The organism is Geotalea daltonii FRC-32, assembly GCF_000022265.1.
GTDB lineage: Bacteria > Desulfobacterota > Desulfuromonadia > Geobacterales > Geobacteraceae > Geotalea > Geotalea daltonii.
Map to the genome: position 1 here is coordinate 3515553 of NC_011979.1, position 17073 is coordinate 3532625.

Annotated in this window: 20 protein-coding genes; 5 read left to right on the forward strand and 15 right to left on the reverse strand. The window is 53.0% G+C overall.

Going from position 1 to position 17073, the window contains the following annotated elements:
* Nucleotides 1-6: 6 nt before the first annotated feature.
* From GEOB_RS15865 to GEOB_RS15930, 14 genes are all read right to left on the reverse strand, one after another.
* Complete coding sequence (locus tag GEOB_RS15865; protein WP_012648264.1) at nucleotides 7-486, reverse strand: hypothetical protein; 480 nt, start codon at nucleotides 484-486, stop codon at nucleotides 7-9.
* On the reverse strand, nucleotides 483-1277 hold the full coding sequence (locus tag GEOB_RS19465) for a peptidoglycan-binding domain-containing protein (RefSeq protein ID WP_012648265.1): 795 nt from the start codon (nucleotides 1275-1277) through the stop codon (nucleotides 483-485). Before GEOB_RS19465 ends, GEOB_RS15865 begins: the two co-directional genes overlap by 4 nt.
* A 413-nt stretch (nucleotides 1278-1690) precedes the next feature.
* Nucleotides 1691-2113 carry a GH-E family nuclease gene (locus tag GEOB_RS15875; protein WP_012648266.1) on the reverse strand — a complete coding sequence of 141 codons (423 nt, stop codon included), beginning with the start codon at nucleotides 2111-2113 and terminating at the stop codon, nucleotides 1691-1693.
* Nucleotides 2114-2171: 58 nt separating this feature from the next.
* Nucleotides 2172-3134, reverse strand: a complete 963-nt coding sequence (locus GEOB_RS20615; RefSeq protein WP_012648267.1) for a peptidoglycan-binding domain-containing protein — start codon at nucleotides 3132-3134, stop codon at nucleotides 2172-2174.
* A 38-nt stretch (nucleotides 3135-3172) separates the two neighbouring features.
* Nucleotides 3173-3688, reverse strand: coding sequence for a DUF2589 domain-containing protein (locus GEOB_RS15885; protein ID WP_012648268.1), 516 nt, complete (start codon nucleotides 3686-3688; stop codon nucleotides 3173-3175).
* A 54-nt stretch (nucleotides 3689-3742) separates the two neighbouring features.
* On the reverse strand, nucleotides 3743-4207 hold the full coding sequence (locus GEOB_RS15890) for a hypothetical protein (protein WP_012648269.1): 465 nt from the start codon (nucleotides 4205-4207) through the stop codon (nucleotides 3743-3745).
* Nucleotides 4179-4856 carry a hypothetical protein gene (locus GEOB_RS15895; protein ID WP_012648270.1) on the reverse strand — a complete coding sequence of 226 codons (678 nt, stop codon included), beginning with the start codon at nucleotides 4854-4856 and terminating at the stop codon, nucleotides 4179-4181. The genes GEOB_RS15890 and GEOB_RS15895 overlap by 29 nt, the downstream gene beginning before the upstream one ends.
* 17 nt (nucleotides 4857-4873) lie before the next feature.
* A complete protein-coding gene (locus GEOB_RS15900) occupies nucleotides 4874-5131 on the reverse strand; it encodes a hypothetical protein (protein ID WP_012648271.1) in 258 nt (85 codons plus the stop codon).
* An 88-nt stretch (nucleotides 5132-5219) separates the two neighbouring features.
* Complete coding sequence (locus GEOB_RS15905; RefSeq protein ID WP_012648272.1) at nucleotides 5220-5873, reverse strand: DUF2589 domain-containing protein; 654 nt, start codon at nucleotides 5871-5873, stop codon at nucleotides 5220-5222.
* 717 nt (nucleotides 5874-6590) lie between these two features.
* Entirely contained in the window at nucleotides 6591-6971 is a 381-nt protein-coding gene (locus tag GEOB_RS19470) for a helix-turn-helix domain-containing protein (protein ID WP_012648274.1), read from the reverse strand.
* Nucleotides 6972-7012: 41 nt separating this feature from the next.
* A complete protein-coding gene (locus GEOB_RS15915) occupies nucleotides 7013-7840 on the reverse strand; it encodes a patatin-like phospholipase family protein (protein WP_230198969.1) in 828 nt (275 codons plus the stop codon).
* Between the two features lie 142 nt (nucleotides 7841-7982).
* Complete coding sequence (locus GEOB_RS15920; protein WP_012648276.1) at nucleotides 7983-8315, reverse strand: hypothetical protein; 333 nt, start codon at nucleotides 8313-8315, stop codon at nucleotides 7983-7985.
* 357 nt (nucleotides 8316-8672) lie between these two features.
* Entirely contained in the window at nucleotides 8673-9527 is an 855-nt protein-coding gene (locus GEOB_RS15925) for an ABC transporter substrate-binding protein (protein WP_012648277.1), read from the reverse strand.
* The gene (locus tag GEOB_RS15930) at nucleotides 9524-11296 is read right to left on the reverse strand and encodes a TonB-dependent receptor plug domain-containing protein (protein WP_195892554.1); all 1773 of its coding nucleotides are present in this window, start codon (nucleotides 11294-11296) and stop codon (nucleotides 9524-9526) included. The genes GEOB_RS15925 and GEOB_RS15930 overlap by 4 nt, the downstream gene beginning before the upstream one ends.
* Nucleotides 11297-11512: 216 nt before the next feature.
* On the opposite strand from GEOB_RS15930, the gene gptA reads away from it, so the two are divergent.
* Genes gptA through GEOB_RS15940 form a run of 3 tightly spaced genes read left to right on the forward strand, consistent with a single transcriptional unit; the run spans nucleotide 11513 to nucleotide 14566 of the window.
* Entirely contained in the window at nucleotides 11513-11614 is a 102-nt protein-coding gene (gene gptA, locus GEOB_RS19845; protein WP_012648279.1) for a geopeptide, read from the forward strand.
* A 58-nt stretch (nucleotides 11615-11672) separates the two neighbouring features.
* Nucleotides 11673-13001: a geopeptide radical SAM maturase gene (gene gptM, locus GEOB_RS15935; RefSeq protein WP_012648280.1), complete on the forward strand. Its 1329-nt coding sequence runs from the start codon at nucleotides 11673-11675 to the stop codon at nucleotides 12999-13001.
* Nucleotides 12998-14566, forward strand: coding sequence for a sensor histidine kinase (locus tag GEOB_RS15940; protein ID WP_012648281.1), 1569 nt, complete (start codon nucleotides 12998-13000; stop codon nucleotides 14564-14566). The genes gptM and GEOB_RS15940 overlap by 4 nt, the downstream gene beginning before the upstream one ends.
* Before the next feature lie 7 nt (nucleotides 14567-14573).
* Here GEOB_RS15940 and GEOB_RS15945 read toward each other — a convergent pair whose 3' ends face one another.
* Nucleotides 14574-15989: a sigma-54-dependent transcriptional regulator gene (locus GEOB_RS15945; RefSeq protein ID WP_012648282.1), complete on the reverse strand. Its 1416-nt coding sequence runs from the start codon at nucleotides 15987-15989 to the stop codon at nucleotides 14574-14576.
* Between the two features lie 315 nt (nucleotides 15990-16304).
* On the opposite strand from GEOB_RS15945, the gene GEOB_RS15950 reads away from it, so the two are divergent.
* Together GEOB_RS15950 and GEOB_RS15955 are read left to right on the forward strand one after the other, a co-directional pair.
* The gene (locus tag GEOB_RS15950) at nucleotides 16305-16703 is read left to right on the forward strand and encodes a pyridoxamine 5'-phosphate oxidase family protein (protein WP_012648283.1); all 399 of its coding nucleotides are present in this window, start codon (nucleotides 16305-16307) and stop codon (nucleotides 16701-16703) included.
* Nucleotides 16704-16805: 102 nt separating this feature from the next.
* Nucleotides 16806-17072, forward strand: a complete 267-nt coding sequence (locus GEOB_RS15955; protein ID WP_012648284.1) for a PilZ domain-containing protein — start codon at nucleotides 16806-16808, stop codon at nucleotides 17070-17072.
* Nucleotide 17073: the final 1 nt, after the last annotated feature.

Genomic DNA, 17073 nt, shown 5'->3' on the forward strand with positions numbered 1-17073 from the left:
CTCCCCTCAATCTGCCGGAACCTTCGCCCCTTCGGCACCGGCAGCATACTCGAACATCCGGCGGAACCGATCCCGATCCAGTTCGGCCACTGCGTCTTTATAGGCATCCTTTTCCTTGTGGCGTACTTTACAGCCGATCCACTGCTTAAGGATCTTCTGGGTGATTTGAACGGAATCCTCGTTGAACTTTCGTACTTTGTTCCGCAACACAAGTGCCCGCAAGTCCAGCTCTATTTCCCGGTATTTGGGAGCAGAGACCGCATACTGACGCTTGTCTTCGGCAGTATCCAGCAGCTCTGCATAGAACTGATCCACCAGCCGGGCGTCGGTGAAGATCTGCTCCTCTGTTTTGGCATCGTAGGGGGCAACCATCTGCAGCGAGCAACCACCGACGATCAATGACAGGAGAAACAGAAGACCAAGAGAAAAGAAAGCAGCACCTCTTCCCCTGGAAAGAATTGGCGGGCATGAAAGGTATGGCTTCATTTTCCTTCCCCCGAATAATCGATAAACCCCTTATTGATCTCGGTGATCTTCCTGGTCAGCCGGTACACTCCTCCCCCTTCACGGGTCTTGCTGGCATCCGTATTTCCCTCGATGGTCGTAAGCAGGCCCCCGGCGACCTTCTCCACCAGGCCGGTGTGTCCCAAGCCGCCGCCATGATCCATGATGAAGACCATTCCCGGCTTGACCAGTTCAGGGTTTCCCACTGCCTGGGAACGCCCGATACGTGTTGCCCCGTGAGAAGTCGCCCGCTGCCAGTGGTCGAGGCATCCGGCCGTCTTGACCATGGGGTTATCGCAATCAAGCGCCTTTGCCGCCTCGTCAAAACACCAGTAGACGAAGGCACAGCACCATGAAAGCCCAGTGGGAACGCCGGCCCGCTTCAGATAGGCATCCACCTGGGGACCGCGGTTGGAATTCTTCGGCACTTCCCGCACATGCTTCGCGTCCTCTCCGGCTGCCACCTGCACTACCCGGCCGAGCAAATCGCCGTCGGCCGTATCGCTCGCGGGAACCGTACCGTCACCGAAAAGCGACGCCCAGGTCAAGGATCCCACCTCACCGTCCTGCTTGAGAGGCCTGCCGGCAGCGTCCACATTGCGGGCCTGGAAGAGCTTGACCATCTGCTTCATCTTCGGCCCGTAATTTGGATCGTCCGGGTCCAGCCTCAAAGCCGGATCGCTCCCTAGGACCTTATTCAGCCTGAGCTTCAATGCCTTGACGATAACTGCATCCTGTTCGCCAACCTTGATTATCCGTCCCGGATATTTCATGACTCCTCCTTCATGTGCCCCAATGGGGCAGGTTGCAGTTCAAAGGTCCCTCCCGCGTTCGATCGGCCTTCAACCCCTGAAACCCTTGCCAGAGCAGTTTTTGCTGAATATTGTCGAAAAAGATAACAGAGTTTTACCAAAATACTACAACGTCATGCGTGCATTGCCTTGGAGCAACACACGCATGACGTGCAGATTGTTTGAAAAGATTCCCAGAGAGCGGGAATATCGATGGTGAGGGCTTTGGCAAGCCAATTACCGGGGAGGCGGCTGGACTAAGTTAAAGCAATATAATTTAAAACAACCATATTTCAGGACGCTGCCTCCCTTGGCGAAAATAAGGTTCAGGGTACCCGGCACACGGGCTGACCGTCGCAGGGTTCTTCATGTCATTTCTAGCTGCCATGCCGGCCTTATTCCCAGTCATGACTTTGATTGCAGGTCGAGCATTCAACCCTCAAATTCCTAAGGTTGTTAAAGGCGGCCTTTGCTTCTGAAGGTGTTATTACGCCTGCATGCTTTAACTCATCTCTCCATTTCCTTCTATGGCCAATCTGCACTCCTTCGTAAAGCACAGGCTGTTTACAATCTTCACATGCCCAAACCCGGGTCAACCTTCCGTCAATGCTAATAGTTTTAAATGGTTGATATACCTCAAGCATATAAAGACGTGTGCTGAGTGAGTTGGAGTAATCGTGATCATACCAATCAGGCCTCCCCAGGGTGTCCACGTACCCATTTACAGCTTCTTGATCTACTGCTTCATCAGCCTGCCAATTCACCTCGAATGTAATGCCTGGAGGTAACGCCAGTTCTGCTTTATAAGATGATTTCATGGTTCAGTCCTCTTCGTTTTTGCTGCGAAAGCGAGCACTATTACATCCACATCGCCCATTAATCCGCACTTTCCAGATCCAGACCAAACTGCCGGGCCAGGTCGTAAGTGATGCCGTGGACCACCCCCTTCCCTTCGGCTATGCAGAGCTTGCGCCGCCTGACATCCTCCACGAATGCCGGTCTGGCGGCCTCGGCGCGGCGGTTGGCCACGATGCGCATCTTGGCCAATTCCGTATCTTCCGCCGAAAGAGATGGGGATACCTGCCTGAAGTCGGCAAGAATCAGGCTCCTGACGCTGTCGGGTATGCTGCCGTTCTGGACGCTGATGTCGAACATGAGCGCCCTGCCCCGTTGGGTCCAAAGTCCGTAGTCTTTGCAGAGGCTCAGTGCCCTGCCGTAGTATGCCGCGGCACTGCTCACCTCAATGGCCTGGTATTCCGGAGTGAGCCCCAAGGCCCTGAACATCTGCTTCCACGGATCTTTAATGCTTTTCCCACTGGTGTCCTGAATGGAAACGGCAAAGGACATGGCTGAATCACGGCCGCCGTGTACCGCCTCCTGCAACCGGCTCAGGTTTGAACCGAAAACCGTTGTGGCAACATCAACGTGATTGGTAAACATCTGCTTGAGAAGGGGCTGGAGCGTTCCCTGGCCGAAATTCCACTGCAGGGCACCGAAACTCATCCCCTGCCCGTCGAAATTGCCCGCCACGCACGCAAAACAGTCGGGGGAAAGGCGTCCGGTCTCGAAAGATCCGGTGAGAGCCAGGCAGCGCGTATCCAGGCTTCCCGATAAGGGCGCAGGTGCCGGGCTTTGGGAAGGAAAGAGTTTTGCCCAGGTGGCTGGGCCGACGATTCCATCGCCCCCGAGCCCCGATGCAGCCTGAAAATTCCTCACTGCCGCATCGGTATTGGGGCCGAATACACCGTCCGGTTGCGACTGGTAAAAACCTGCATCCTGCAAGGCCTTCTGGATGAGCATTACGTCATCTCCGCTGGATCCGATCCTATACGATGTCATTGCTACCTCCCGTCACGATGGCCCCTTGAAAGGCCACATCAGTCCACCTTGACCGTTTTGAAGACCCCTTGGGTCTGGGTCAGGTGATTCATCAGCCTGGCGGCGCCGTCCGTTGGTTCCGAACCTTCCACGCGCAACACCACGTGGATGCTTCCCCCCTTGTTTTTTGCCACCCCGGCAGTATCGACGAAAATGCTCTTCTTCGGCGCTTCCTGCTGTCGCCCCTCTTCTACGGCATCGGCCTTCTTAGCCGTAGCGGCAGGCTCTTCCGTAAAGTGGCCAAGATCCACATCGAAGGTAATTTCCACATCCTTGATCTTCAACAGATTGGTGGAAACGAGCGGCAACAGCGGGGCGCGGTAATAATCCTCAGACCCTTCCTCAGCCTTGGGGTCGGTTGACGGCAGTCGAACTACAAGGCTCTTGGGTCGCTTCTGGCTGTCGAAATAACCCAACAGGTTGGATATCTGGTGTTGCTCGATATTGTCCTGGGCCTCTATGACTGCGCCCGCCAAGGCTTCAATCAGGTCGTTCAGCGGTATGTGGCTGGCCATGGGCTCTCCTTCCCTTCAAGGGCTTTACACTACTGGGGAAAATTCTTCAGATGGTTACCTGGCGCGATTCAACACCCCCTCTTCCGAGCTCTGCACCGATTTACGGTCTTTGTACTTCATCCCGTAGGAAAGCTTCGAATCCCCTTGCTTTTCAAGGGAAAGGCTGCCTTGCAGGAGATTGTCGCAGAACCCGCCGTTGGAGGAAGTAACGGTGTAGCTTGCACCCCGGTCCCCCACATCTGCCGTGTACTGGACTTCGATGGTACACCCACGGGGATCGGCATACTTCATCACCTTATCTCTCCCCCCTGGCCTTCCGGGGTTGATCTCGATCGTGATCGGCCTGTTTCCGCCGGGCGTCTGCACCTGTCCGGACCACCTGCCGTTCAGCCATGTATCCAGGCCTGTTCCTTCCGCCCCGTAGCACTGCAGCCACGTGGATGGCCCAACGCTACCGAGGAGCAGCAACCCGATTCCCACCATAACGCGTTTATTCGCCGTATGTGTCTGCCTCTTCATTGGCTCCTCCTGGAGTTGTCTTTGCCGGTACCGCCGTCTCACCGTCGACTGACTTTTTCGGTTGCTGTTTCAGGATTTTCCGCAAGCAGTCAGACTGTTCCCTGGTCAGAATGAATCTCTGCGGCCTCCATGGGTTCAGCAAACAGTCCATGAAAAGGGAAAACTTGGATCTCTTTGCTGTGATTTCCGGGGAACCTGCTGATTCAGCGCCGAAAGACGGAATCTCCATGAAATGTTTCCCCTCTACCAGGACCTCCCCGCAAGGGTGATCCATGCCCATGAACAGGATCTGCATCCGCACCTGGGCCTTTCTCCACCAGCGACTCGTTTTGCCGTTTGCGATCTGCACGTAATACCTCCGCCCTATCCCGGAAAGGAGGCTCTGGGTCAAGCGGCATTGAAATTCCAGCGAAAGCATGGATATCTGTCTGCAGCAGGGGGAACGGAAGCTTGCGGCAGGCAAGGAAAGCATTTCCCGCTCGCCTTCGTCCGCGGGAGTTCGTGGGATGGCAAAGGTCAAGACAGCATTGTCTTGCGGGGTGTCCCTCCGGCGAAGGACCGCCTCATTCCTTTTCCTCAACCCGTCCTGTGCGGAAACGAGGGTCTCCTGCAATGCCCGGAGCAGATTATCGAAATGATGATTGTCCATACGGCCTCCTGCCTGGATCAATCATCTAGCCAGATGGGCTTGCGCGGAAAACCCACATGGTAGACGATCCACTGGAGCACCACCTGGTGCTCACCCATCTGCAGCACGGCGAAACTCTTCTCGGCGCCGATGATGCACCCTTTGGGAGTGCCGGTCAGACACTTGTTGAGCAGCGCCGTCGCCTCGTCGAGCTCTTCCGGGGTGCGCATCCGACCTGGGTTGTCGGTTCCCACCGTTATCCGTTTCACGTATTTGACTTCGGTAAGATCGAACATATCTCCTCGTTATCCTGCGGCACCGGGTGCGCCTTTCGACGCCCCGGGCCGCTGTTTTCAAAGAAGATTAGGTGCATTAAGGAATATTTCAGGCCGGTGCGGGAAGAGGCTGCACATCCTTGGGTGGGCTGATTGCCCGTGGAGCGCAGGCTGTCTGCAGAATATCCAGAACCCTGGAAAGGCCTTCCGGCATCCCCTTGTCCTCTGCATGGACCAGGACGTGATATTTCGCCGAGTTATCCGAGCTGCGGGTGTTTTCCTTGTGGGTTGCCACCGAACCATGGATTTTTGCCGTTGCCTTGAAGCATCCCCAACCGATGGACATTTCCGCTTCCAGGGAAGCGGCGGCATCGGTGGATTCCTTGGATGAAAAGGACGATTTGACCTCCATGTCGAAGGAAACATCGACCGTGGTGATGCTCAGGCTGGGAACCTTGACGATGGCCAGCAGCGGTACGCTTATTTCTACCTCCTCCTCCATGGTCGAGCCTGGTGTTCCGGGAATGGCAGTAGGCTTATCCACCGGCCGCCTGAATTTGAACAGTGCGTTTCTCGTCCCGCCGCTGTATGGATCTTGAGATCCCGATGCAGGGGGAAGAAAGCCGATTACTTTGATGAAATCCGCCGTAGCCTGGGCCAATTTTACCTGTGCATTGCAAGCCGCATTGAGCGGCCCCCCGATGAGGTCCTCCATGGGTAATCCCTTGAACTGGTCTGACATATTTACGAGTTCGCCTGCCATGTGTTTAGTCCTCCTTTCGCTAGCATGGTGCAGCCCCTGGTGAAACGGTTGTGGACCGGATCATTTGCGACGCCGTAGCTCCCTTTTCACACCTCCTTTCTCTTTGATCAACTCGGGTGTGCCGACACCTTCGTCGGGTTGGGGATATTTGAGGCATGATGTCTGTAGTCCGCGGTAGAGGCTGAAGTTGTCAAGAAGTAGGAAAGGGATTGTCAGGAAGATATGTCCGCAGTAAGTTTTAATTGCAGTTTCTAAGCATGAATTTTGACGGCGGATCGATATCTGGTGGAATCGATGCCGAAAGTGGTTGGAATTTACACTAGTTTCCATCCGGAAACTCCGGATGAGAAACTAGTGGTTTTCGATTCGGAAAGAGGGGATTTTTTGTTCTGGCAAGGAAATCAAGGGCTTGCGGAGACGTACATCGGTACGTCGCACAAGTAAGCCCGCAGATTGACGCCGCCAGGGCAGAAAAGAACCCTTTCCGGATGGAAACTACACTAGCAAAGTTTTATTCCGCTGCCACAACGCAAAAGGTGCATCATTAACAATAAATGCACGCCGTGCGTGTAACAAATAATAGAAAAATTCTGATATTACATTTGCTGAAAAAGAGGAAAGCTTTGATTTGGAAGGGATTGAACTGCCAGGTTGGCTGAGACAGCAAAAAAAGAAAAGAACATGATTAAGGCAAAATAATTTTATTTGATTCCTATTTTAATCATGCCTTGCCTCCTTCCCCTGTGCCGCCAGGCGTGACAGGTTGATTACCAGAGTTTTCATCTGGTCGTCGCGAATGCTTCTGAATTGGGCAAGCAGTTCCTGTTCTTTTGGACAGGGTTGCTCAATTGTGGATTCGATAACGGTTTCTTGATGAACGACTTGAAAAAAATAACCGACTGGAACTGAAAGGGCATCGGCAACAAGCTGGATATTTTCGACATTGAGTTTGTTTTTGCCGCTTTCGTAGCGCTGGATCTGTTGATATGACACTTCGAGCCGTGCGGCCAGTTCTTCCTGGGACAGGGACAATTCGTGTCTGCGGCGCCTGATGGCCGCGCCGATCTCGCTGCTGCTCATGATCTTCTCCAATGACATTTTGCCCCTCCAGTTGAGGAAGGCAGCTCATCTACATCTGCTCAGATCCCCCACTTGTACTCCAGGTAAGTCATGGTCTGCTCATATCCCTGACTGTAGAGGAAGTTTATCTCATGCTCCGTCAGGGAGAACTTTGCCGGCTCCACATTGGCGCAGTAGAGGAGGATGGTATCCTTCCACTTGCCCCCTTTCATGAATTCCTTTTCCTGGGTGTGCATGCTGAAGGTCAGCATCTCCAGAAAATAATCCCGCAGCTGCACTTTGTCGTGATGGGGATGGTTCAGTGTCCGTTTGGAAACCACTTTCAGGATCAGTGTCTTGCCGGTGCGGCTAAGCCCCCGTTCCACCACCCCCGACATGAGCGAACCGTCCACCAGTGCGTACTTTTTACCGTTTGCCGAAAGCTTCCGGTAGCCGAATACCCACGGGACAGCACTGGAAGCTGTGGCAGCTGAGGCTATTTTCACACCGGCAAACTTTTCGGAGCAAAAGACCACCGGCTGATAGCTCAGCATGTCGGTGGCGATAATGTGCAGGGGATACCGCAAACCCTGGCCAAAGGTCTTTCCCCCAATCCGGTCGTCGACCCAGCGTTCAAGCTCATCTCCGCTGCACAGGCCGAAGTTGCGCAAGACGCTTTTGATGCTGAAATCCTTGAACCGTTGGGTATCGGTGCTGAGTGCGAGCTGGAGAAGTTCCTCTGGAGTCATGCCGGCGGCATAAAGTGCGCCGATGACGCTTCCGGTGGAGGAGCCAATCACTTTCGAAATACACAGTCCCTTTTCTTCTATGGCTTTCAATGCACCGACAAAGACAGGGAAGCGTATTCCCCCACCGACCATCATCAGCGCTATGGGTTCTTCAGGCAAAACGCCCCTTTCACTTGCATGGATCATTACTCTGGCTGTCCCTCTCCTGGATAAGGCTTGCGGGTAATTTAAATATCAGATTCATCCTGAAGAGTCTATCTTTATAACTCTTCTTCCGCAAGCTTTCCGACGGCAAAGGGGGCTAAAGCAACTCGAAACATAATACCCTGTTCACCTCCTCACTGACCGCCTCAAGGGCAGCGTCGATTGCTGCATCAGCGGCAAGCACCCCCACATCTTTCAACCCGTAAAGGGAACAACGGGCAACATTCTTTTGCAAATTCAGGTACAGACGGGCGTCACCTATTATTACCTCACCATGCTTGTCCTGGCCTGCAATGGTTAATATGGCCTCCGCTATTTTCGCCATCCGGGCCTCAGCAACTCGCAGGGACTCAGGCTTGACCTCACCGAGAACATCCTTTGCGGCATTGAGCATGCGAGCCGTCAGGTGCGACTTTTCAATATTTGCCATCCATGAGCTCCTTTGGAAACAGCAGCGCGAAAAAAACCACGTGGAAGAAGGATTGTGATGTAGGAGGTATCACAGAATGTGCCAACAACGGGGATCACGTATATAAACGTCGCAAGGCTGCGTATATACGCAGACCAGGAGATGATTAGCAGCAGCTAATGGCTTCAATCGGGGGAAAAGGGCTTGCAGGAGACAAGGAAGCGGATGGGAAAGTGTAAAGATTTTTTACAGTAGACAGCTAAACCCTTGTCAGTCAAGGCTTTAGCTGATTGTAAAATTTTTTTACACTTTTCGGTAAACCCTTGTCAGGAGCGGATTTGCGGCAGGTGTAAAGATTTTTTACACCGGTTGTTTCCATCAATCAGAATAGGTCATACCCAGTTTACGAATGACACTATGATTGGTTTTTAAGGAAATGGAGCGGGGATCTTCAACGGGTATGTCGGCAGGAGCCAGTCCACCAAGGAGTCGATTGGCCATTTCCCCGGCCTGCTTTCCCATGGCAAAACGGTCTGCCTCCAGAGCGGCAGCGGCGCCATAGGCAAGGTAAACATCGGAGAAGGCAAAAATCGGTTTAGCCTGCTCCATGGCAAAGAGGAAGTAAGCATCAACAGTTCCTCTCGTCATGGCCGTTGCATCGGGCAAAAGCCACAGCGAATCAACATTGCCCTTAAGGGTGGACAACTGCAGTGGCGTTTGACGCGGGTTGTGAACCTCACGCAGTACGAGATCGACCCCGGCACGTTCTGCGGCCTGACGTGCACGTTTTATATAGGCCCCGCTACGCGCCTGGCTGAAAAGGATACCCACCTTCCTGACCTGGAATGTTTTAAACAATGTGATGTACCGTTCAGGTGAGATTGTCATTCGTACGCCAGTGACATTGGCTGGAGTATTTCCGGATGAGAGGTTAAGGGCCATCACCGAGATTATGGGAATGCGCCGGATCTTTTTCAAAGCTGCCAGGGCGGAATCGCCTATGGCCAGTATGAGGGATGGCTGTTCTTCCCTGACGATTCTGGCAATGTCTGTTTCGGAGTAGTCCTCTAGAACGATCGTGTGGCTGCTGACGGTACAGGCAGTCCTGAAGCCCTTGAAGGCCTCGCCGTAACCGGAATGACGTGTGCTCTGCACTATTAGAACCTCGGCGGCCAGTGCCTGCGCCGGCAACAGCAGAAAGACTGCCAGTATAAGCGGCAGGAGCAGTTTCAAAACTTGAACCTCATGCCACCTTCCAGCCACCGGCCGGTGTTTTCGAGCATAAACAGCTGATACTGGGAATTGTCGAAAACATTATGCACCGTAAAAAACAGCTCTGGAGCATATTCCCTCAGTGAAATACTTTTTGTCAGGCTCAGATCCCAAAGAACGGAAGCATCTCTGGCTCCATTTTCAGGCACGGCATTCCAGCGAACGTAGTTTCCGGTCAGAACACCGCGCAAACCAGTATGGCTATCGTCATATTGGAGAGAAAGCTTGGCCGAATGAACAGGCACCGTCTTGATCCGCTCGTTGGTTTCCCTATTGCGGGCATCGGTAAAGGTATAACCGGCGGTAAAGAAGAGACCATACAAGGGGACCGTACGCACCTCAAGTTCACCCCCCTGCCTTACGGCTTGCTTCAGGTCCGGAATATAAGCGTTGTCAATATCCCAGAGATGGTTGTAAAAGAAAGTTCCTTTCAACCAGACGTATGGAAGTTGGGAAGATTCGGCGCCTACCTGGGCCGTCCAGACCTGCTCCGGGGGTTTCACACGCAAGGCGTTGGGAAGACTGTAACCCTTGGCGCCATAACAACGCAGCACTGTCTTTTCGGTCAGTTGATAGGTAGCGCCCAGGGTATAGCTGAATAGATTGCTATCTATTCCGGTGTCGTCAAAGCGAATACCGGGCAGTATTGTCAGGTCGCCGATGGTGTAGGCGCCATTGGTATATATTCCCCAGCGGTCCATCACCCGCTCATCAAGGTCTGCCTGGAGCAGAGTCACCCTCTGACTGACAGTGTCATGTTGATAATCGACGCCTACGACCAGATTTCGCCATGAATCACCCCAGGTAACTTTGGCACTGGTTCCCCTGGTTCTTTCTCGGGCCGTATAGGAAAAATCCCCCAGTAAGACGCCGGCATAGGTGTGGGCAAAATATTCATGTGTTTTGCGGGATTCCCGGACCAATAAATCCAGTTTCAGCCTGTTATGAAAGGGATAGACGAAATTGAGGAAGGAATAACCATAGCTGGAGCTGTCGGAATCCTTCACATCGAACTCAGAGGAGGAAAAAAGCCCCCTGACCGCCCCACGATAGTCGAAACCAAGAGTTAGATAGCCTTTGGCAGGGAAGTCATAGGTAATCTTTCCGTAGGCGTTGTTTCCATTGATCTGGTTATCGGCGACAAGCCCGCTGGAGTGGAGATTGCCGCCACTCAGGTAATAGCCGAAACGATTTATGGTACCGCTGAGCTCCCCACGCATGTCCGATGTGGACTTCTGGCCGTAGGATGAAAAGACGCTGCCAGCGACAGCCTTATCAGCTTCTGGAGATTTTGTTACGATATTGATGACTCCGCCCAGGGCCTGACCCCAGGCAGCAGAAGCCGCCCCCTTTATAATCTCGACCCGCTCGATGTGCTGCACGGAAATCATTCCCAGGTCCGGGGCATTTTCCACCAGGTCATTTTGGGGCACACCGTCTATAAGGACCTGGATATGCTTGCTGATCGCCCCTTGGATATTGAAAAAAGACCAGCTGCCGGGAGTTCGCACCTGTTCCAGCTGGATACCTGGTACGGTGTTAAGCACCTCGGCCAGGGTGTGGACATTGAGGGATTCAATCTGTTCGGCGGTGATTACGGTGACATTCTCGGCAATGCGAGAGGCGGGGCGTGGCGAAGGTGCAGGTGCATCGGAAATCTTTTCCGTAAAAAAACCGAGTTTGGTCAACTCATCTTCCGCTTGATCACCCCAGGCTGGAACCACTGCCATAAGAGCTAAGACCATAAAAATAAGTTGCATTTTAACGCGAAACAGCTTCAAATGGATTCCTACTTTAATGAGACGACAAAAGGGAATGGAAACTGCATGTTATAAATTCATGCTTACCATCAAATTTTGCTTTTTAATAACAGATTGTCGATTGAGAGTCCATAGACTTTTGTAGGACATCCTTCGGGATGTATTCTGTACGGCGGAGGTGGCAATATGGAGAACGAAACCGTAGAACTGGAAGTTCTGGACGAAGGGCAGTCGAATGAAGAAGAGAATAATACCTGCTGCATGTCAGGCCTTACACGCATTTTCTGAAACTGTACCAACCTGTCTGGGGGGAGCCACAACTCCCCCACTTTTTTGAGGCAGAAAGATGCCACTTTCCCGCTACCTGAAAATTTATCCCTGCCCGGACAAAGCCGATTCATTCATCGTCTACTCCACCAGGAAGGGTTCCTTGATAAGGGTCTCGTCAGCCCTGCTGGCAGCAGCCCGTGAAGGCACCCTTGGCGAAGCGGACCGGCGTACGCTCAGCCGCCTGGCAGTTTTCACCGAAGATCTGGATGCCGAGAGGAACGAGATGCTGTCGACGGTAGACAGAGCCAATCGGAGCACCAGCAGGTTCAAGGCCATCATCGTCCTCAATCTTGACTGCAACCTGGCCTGCCCCTACTGCTACGAAGACCCCTTCCGCGGCAGACATTACATGTCGGCAGCTACCGCCGGACAGCTGATAGAAACGCTTGTCGATAATCAGCTGAGACAAGATCGCGACGTCCAGTTGGATTTCTATGGTGGAGAAGCGCTGCTTTCAAAATCTTTACTGACGAAAATAGCTGCTGCCCTCTCGGATGCCGCCCACAGCCACGGGAGAAAGTTCTCATTCGGCATGGTAACCAATGGCACCCTTCTCACCAGGTCAACTGTTGAAGAATTGCTGCCTCTCGGCTTTACCGGCGCCAAGGTTACCCTTGACGGGCCGAAGGAAATCCATGACCGGCAACGTCCCTTCATATCGGGCAATGGCAGTTTCGATACCATCGTCAGCAATTTGAAAGGGGTATGGGATCTCATAGACCTACAGATCGGGGGTAATTTCTCCCCCGACAATTATCGCCAATTCCCCCGTCTGCTCGACCACTTGCTAAAGGAGGGACTGACGCCGGATAAGGTAGGTCTGATACAATTCTCGCCCATCATACCGAAGGCGGCCAAATCCGCCGAAATCAGCTTCGTATCGGGCTGCACCTCTTCTGCCGATGCCTGGCTTGCGGAGGCGGCACTCTTTCTGCGGGAGGAAACATTAAAGCGGGGGTATGCAGTGCATAAACCTGCAATGGCCGCATGTATGGTTGAATTTGATGACTACATGGCAGTAAATTACGACGGCAGGCTGTTCAAATGTCCCGCTTTTATCGGCTGGCCGGAGCTGTCGGTCGGAACATTGACGGATGGAATAAGTGATTATTCCGTCTCCCATAACCTGAACCTGTGGAAAAACGAACAATGCCTGGACTGCAGCTACCTGCCCATCTGCTTTGGCGGCTGCAGGTTCCTCACGCTGGTAAAAAACAATGCCATTGAGGGATTAGATTGCCGTAAGGAATTTTTCGATGCGACCCTGGAACAAATCGTCATTCAGGACTTGCGGTATCGAGCTGGAAAGAAACCGAAAGAAAGGTCGCAAACAGCGCAGACATGAACCTGCAGAAACTGAAAAAAAACTTTCGCTTCAGGCTGTTTGCCATTTTCACGGTCATCACCGCCCTTATCACCGCCCTGTTTACCGGGCTTCTGGTAAATCACGATATTGCCTCATACCGCTTGCAGGCAGCGGAAAAAGCCCATCTTCTCGCCTCACTTCTTGCCAACACCATACGTCTGCCGCTATATGCGGAAGACAGACAGACACTGGAGCATGTTGCCCGGGAAACGGTCCGAAAACCGGGGGTTGTCCATGTTGTCATCGCTAATCAGGAAGGTACGGTACTTGTCGATCTGGTAAAACAGAACGTGGAGGATCCGGGCACCGTTACCAGTGTCACCGTGAGTGTCACTTCCGGCAGCATGGCCGATTCAGCCGAATCGGCGCTGACCGGGGACGGCACGGGTGAGGCAAATCCCATCGGCTCGGTACGCCTGTACCTGAATTCGGAAGACCTGCCGAAAAAGATCCGGGACACGATTATCTTTACCTCGACTCTGGCTCTTATTTTCTGGTTATCGGTTTTGGCCCTCAGTTTTCTCGCCCTGAAAAAAGCTACCCGGTCATTCAACGCTCTGATGCAGGGAGTCGAGCACATCAGGCAAGGCGACTATTCGGTGAGGATTGCCATCCAATCAAACGATGAGCCTGAACAGGCTGCCATGGCAATCAACGATCTTGCAACGACCCTGCAAAATCGGGAGCTGGAAAACCGACGGCTGCAGTCGGAACTGCTCAATGCCATGAAAATCGAGGTCCGGGAAGAAAGAAAGCTGCTCATGGCCAAGCTGATCCAGACCAACAGGATGACCTCCCTCGGGCTGCTGGTCTCCAGCATGGCCCACGAAATCAACAACCCCAACGGCGCAATAAGACTTGCTGCACAGTACCTTAACAAGGCATGGAAGGATGCTGTCCCCGTGCTGGAAGGGGTAGCCAGGGAGGAGGGTGATTTCAGCTTGGGCGGGATTCCACTGAGCATGGCAGGTGAAGAAGTGATCAGGAGCGGTGAGAATATCATCCGCAATACCGGGAGGATCGAAGCGGTAATCAGGAACCTCAGGTCCTACAGCCTGGGAGAACGCAACGAGTTGCGCCCGGACATGGATGTCAACATGGTCATAAATGATGCCCTGGCTGTAATCCGCGCCCATGGCCGTCATGGCAATCTGGAGATTGCCGTGGAACTGGCTGACGACCTGCCGCTGGTGAACGGCAACCGGCACCAGATGGAACAGGTCATTATCAACCTGCTGTTGAACGCCATCCAGGCAATGCCCGGTGAGAGCGGCACCATTAATCTTACAACCGCCAGGGATGGCCGTGCCGAAGAAGTGCTTATTTCCGTGAGAGACGAAGGAGTCGGAATTCTTCCGGAAAACCAGGAGAGGCTCTACGAGCCTTTTTTCTCAACGAGAATCGATGACGGTGGAAGCGGATTGGGTCTTTACATTTCCAATTTCATCATCACCGAACACCAGGGAAAGCTGGAGGTACTTTCCTCGCCCGGAGTGGGAAGCACCTTTACCATCAGGCTTCCCGTGCCCCAATCGGCAGGATAAATCGCACTCATGGGCTGCCGAATGCCGCAAGCTTCTTCTGCAAGGTGGGCCTGGAAATGCCCAACAGCTCGGCAGCAGCGGTCTTGTTACCGTTTGTTATCTTTAACGCCTCATCTGACAGCAGGCGCTCCATGTCGGAAAAATTGGGAAATTGCTCAAACGTGGCCTGCAGGCAAAAAATCCCAGCATATGCCAGCTTAACTTCCGGTTTGCCGCTTCCCCCCTTTTGCTTCAGTTCGGGAAAGTCCTCCAGGGTAAGAATCTCCCTGCGGCTCTGGGCAACCCCCTTGTATATTTTGCTGATAAGCTCCCGAACGTTTCCCGGATAGTCATATTCCTGCAAAGCGACCACCAGTTCACGGGAAATATCCGGTACCGGCTTTTCGTAAGAACTTGCTGCCTTGGCCACATAATGCTCCACAAGGGGAATGATATCCTGGCTTCTATCCCGGAGAGGCGGAATATGCAGCTCATGGAAACAGAGGCGCTGGTAAAGGTCATGCCTGAATTTACCTTGGGTAATCAGAGCCGAGAAGTCATGGTTGGATGCGGCGATGATGCGTGCATCGGACTTTATCAGGACATCGGAGCCGAGCCGGTAGTATTCGCGTTCTTGCAAAAGCCGCAGCAACTTGACCTGGGATTCCATGGTCATGTCACCTATCTCGTCAAGGAACAGGGTTCCCCCCTGGGCCTTGGCGATCAGTCCTTCCCTGGGCTCGTTGGCGCCGGTGAAAGCGCCTTTTTTGTGGCCGAAGAGGGTATCACTGAACATGAAGTCATCCAGGCCGGCAACATTCAGGGGGACGAAGGCTCCGGAGAACTCGCTGGACCTGTGGATGGCTCTGGCGATCAGTTCTTTGCCGACACCGGTCTCGCCCTGGATGAGGACGGGATGGCATGAGGGTGCGACCGTTTCTATCAACTTGAAGAGGGACTGCATTTTTTCGCTTCTGGTGATCAGGTCACTGAAGTGTTCCGGGTGGGCCAACGGCTCGCCGAGGAGATAGCCTTTCAGCACCTTGTTCTGATTGGCAAGTTCGCTGATGTGGAACGCCTTTTCCACGGTCAGCAGCAGGCGGTCGGCATCCACCGGCTTGGTCATGTAGTCGAATGCCCCTTGCTTGATGCATCTGACCACCGTTTGCAGGTCGCTGACAGCCGTTATGACGATAACCGGGACATGGGGGAACCTGCGTGCCAGCAACGGAAGGAGTTCCGCACCGGTCAGGCCAGGCATTATCCAATCCATCAGCACCACCGAATAGTTGTTCTGCTCCAGCCTGGACACCACTTCACTGCTGTCGGAAATGGTCTCTATCCCCCTTATGCCGTTGGATAGAAGCATCAGTCTCAATTCATGCAGAACAGCAGTATCGTCATCGACGATCAGGACCGATTGATTGGCAACATTGTTATTCATAGCGGCTCACCTTTTTCCGCAGGATTTCTCAAATCAATGCCACCGTTTATAGCACATTGCGTGCCACGGGACCATCTTTGAAACCGGCAGCCATCGATTTCCCCGGCCTCCGGTTAAATATGCGCCTTGCGCCACTGTTCATTATTGCTATACTTTTAACAATTATAGATAGTTTCCATCCGGAAAGGGTGCTTTTCTGGCCCTTGATTTCCTTGCCAGGACAAAAAATCCCCTCTTTCCGAATCGGAAACCACTAGATAGCACTAGATAGATATGCAATTCATCCCAAGTAATGGCCATGGGCAAGGAAGCAGAATGGGAATTCTGACTGAAGAAATGGGCCGGTTCATTGAAGAAGCAGGGCATGCGTTCGTAGCTTCGGCAGACGCAACTGGACACCCTCACCTGGCCGCAGGACGGGATCTCCACGTCAGAAACGATTCGCACCTTGTCTTTGAAGCCTGGTTATGTCGCACCACAATGGAAAATATTACGGCAAATCCGATGGTTGCAGTTGCGGTGGCGACTCCTGCTACCGATAAAGGCTACCAATTCGGGGGTGTGGTCGAATCAGCTACAGATACTGCCATAATGGACGGCTACACAAAAGAGGGGGAAGATTCAGCCCTGCCTCAAGTGCAGTACAGACTGGTAATCAGAGTTGACACGGTAATGGAATTCAGCTCGGGAATCCATTCCGACCAGCCGCTGTAAGCCCGCATCAATCAAATCACGGTCATTGCAATCACCTGGCAGCCCAGCAGTCTCACGACCGGCATAGCAAAATATCCGACTGCAAACAATGGGAGAATGTCCATGGAAAAAAGAAAATTCGCCCGGCTGGCAATGCACTCCGACACCAACATCAAATTCAATAACACCATGTACAGCGGTACCGTCCGGGACCTCAGCATGAAGGGTGCATTTGTCACGACCGATGTCCTGATTCCGGTGAACGAGACGGTGGAAGTGACCATCTATACCTCTTCCACCCCCAACATGCTCTGCGATCTGCAGGCGAAAGTCATCAGATCTACGGAATACGGCATCGGGCTGGAATTCGAAAAGACAGTTCTCGATTGAA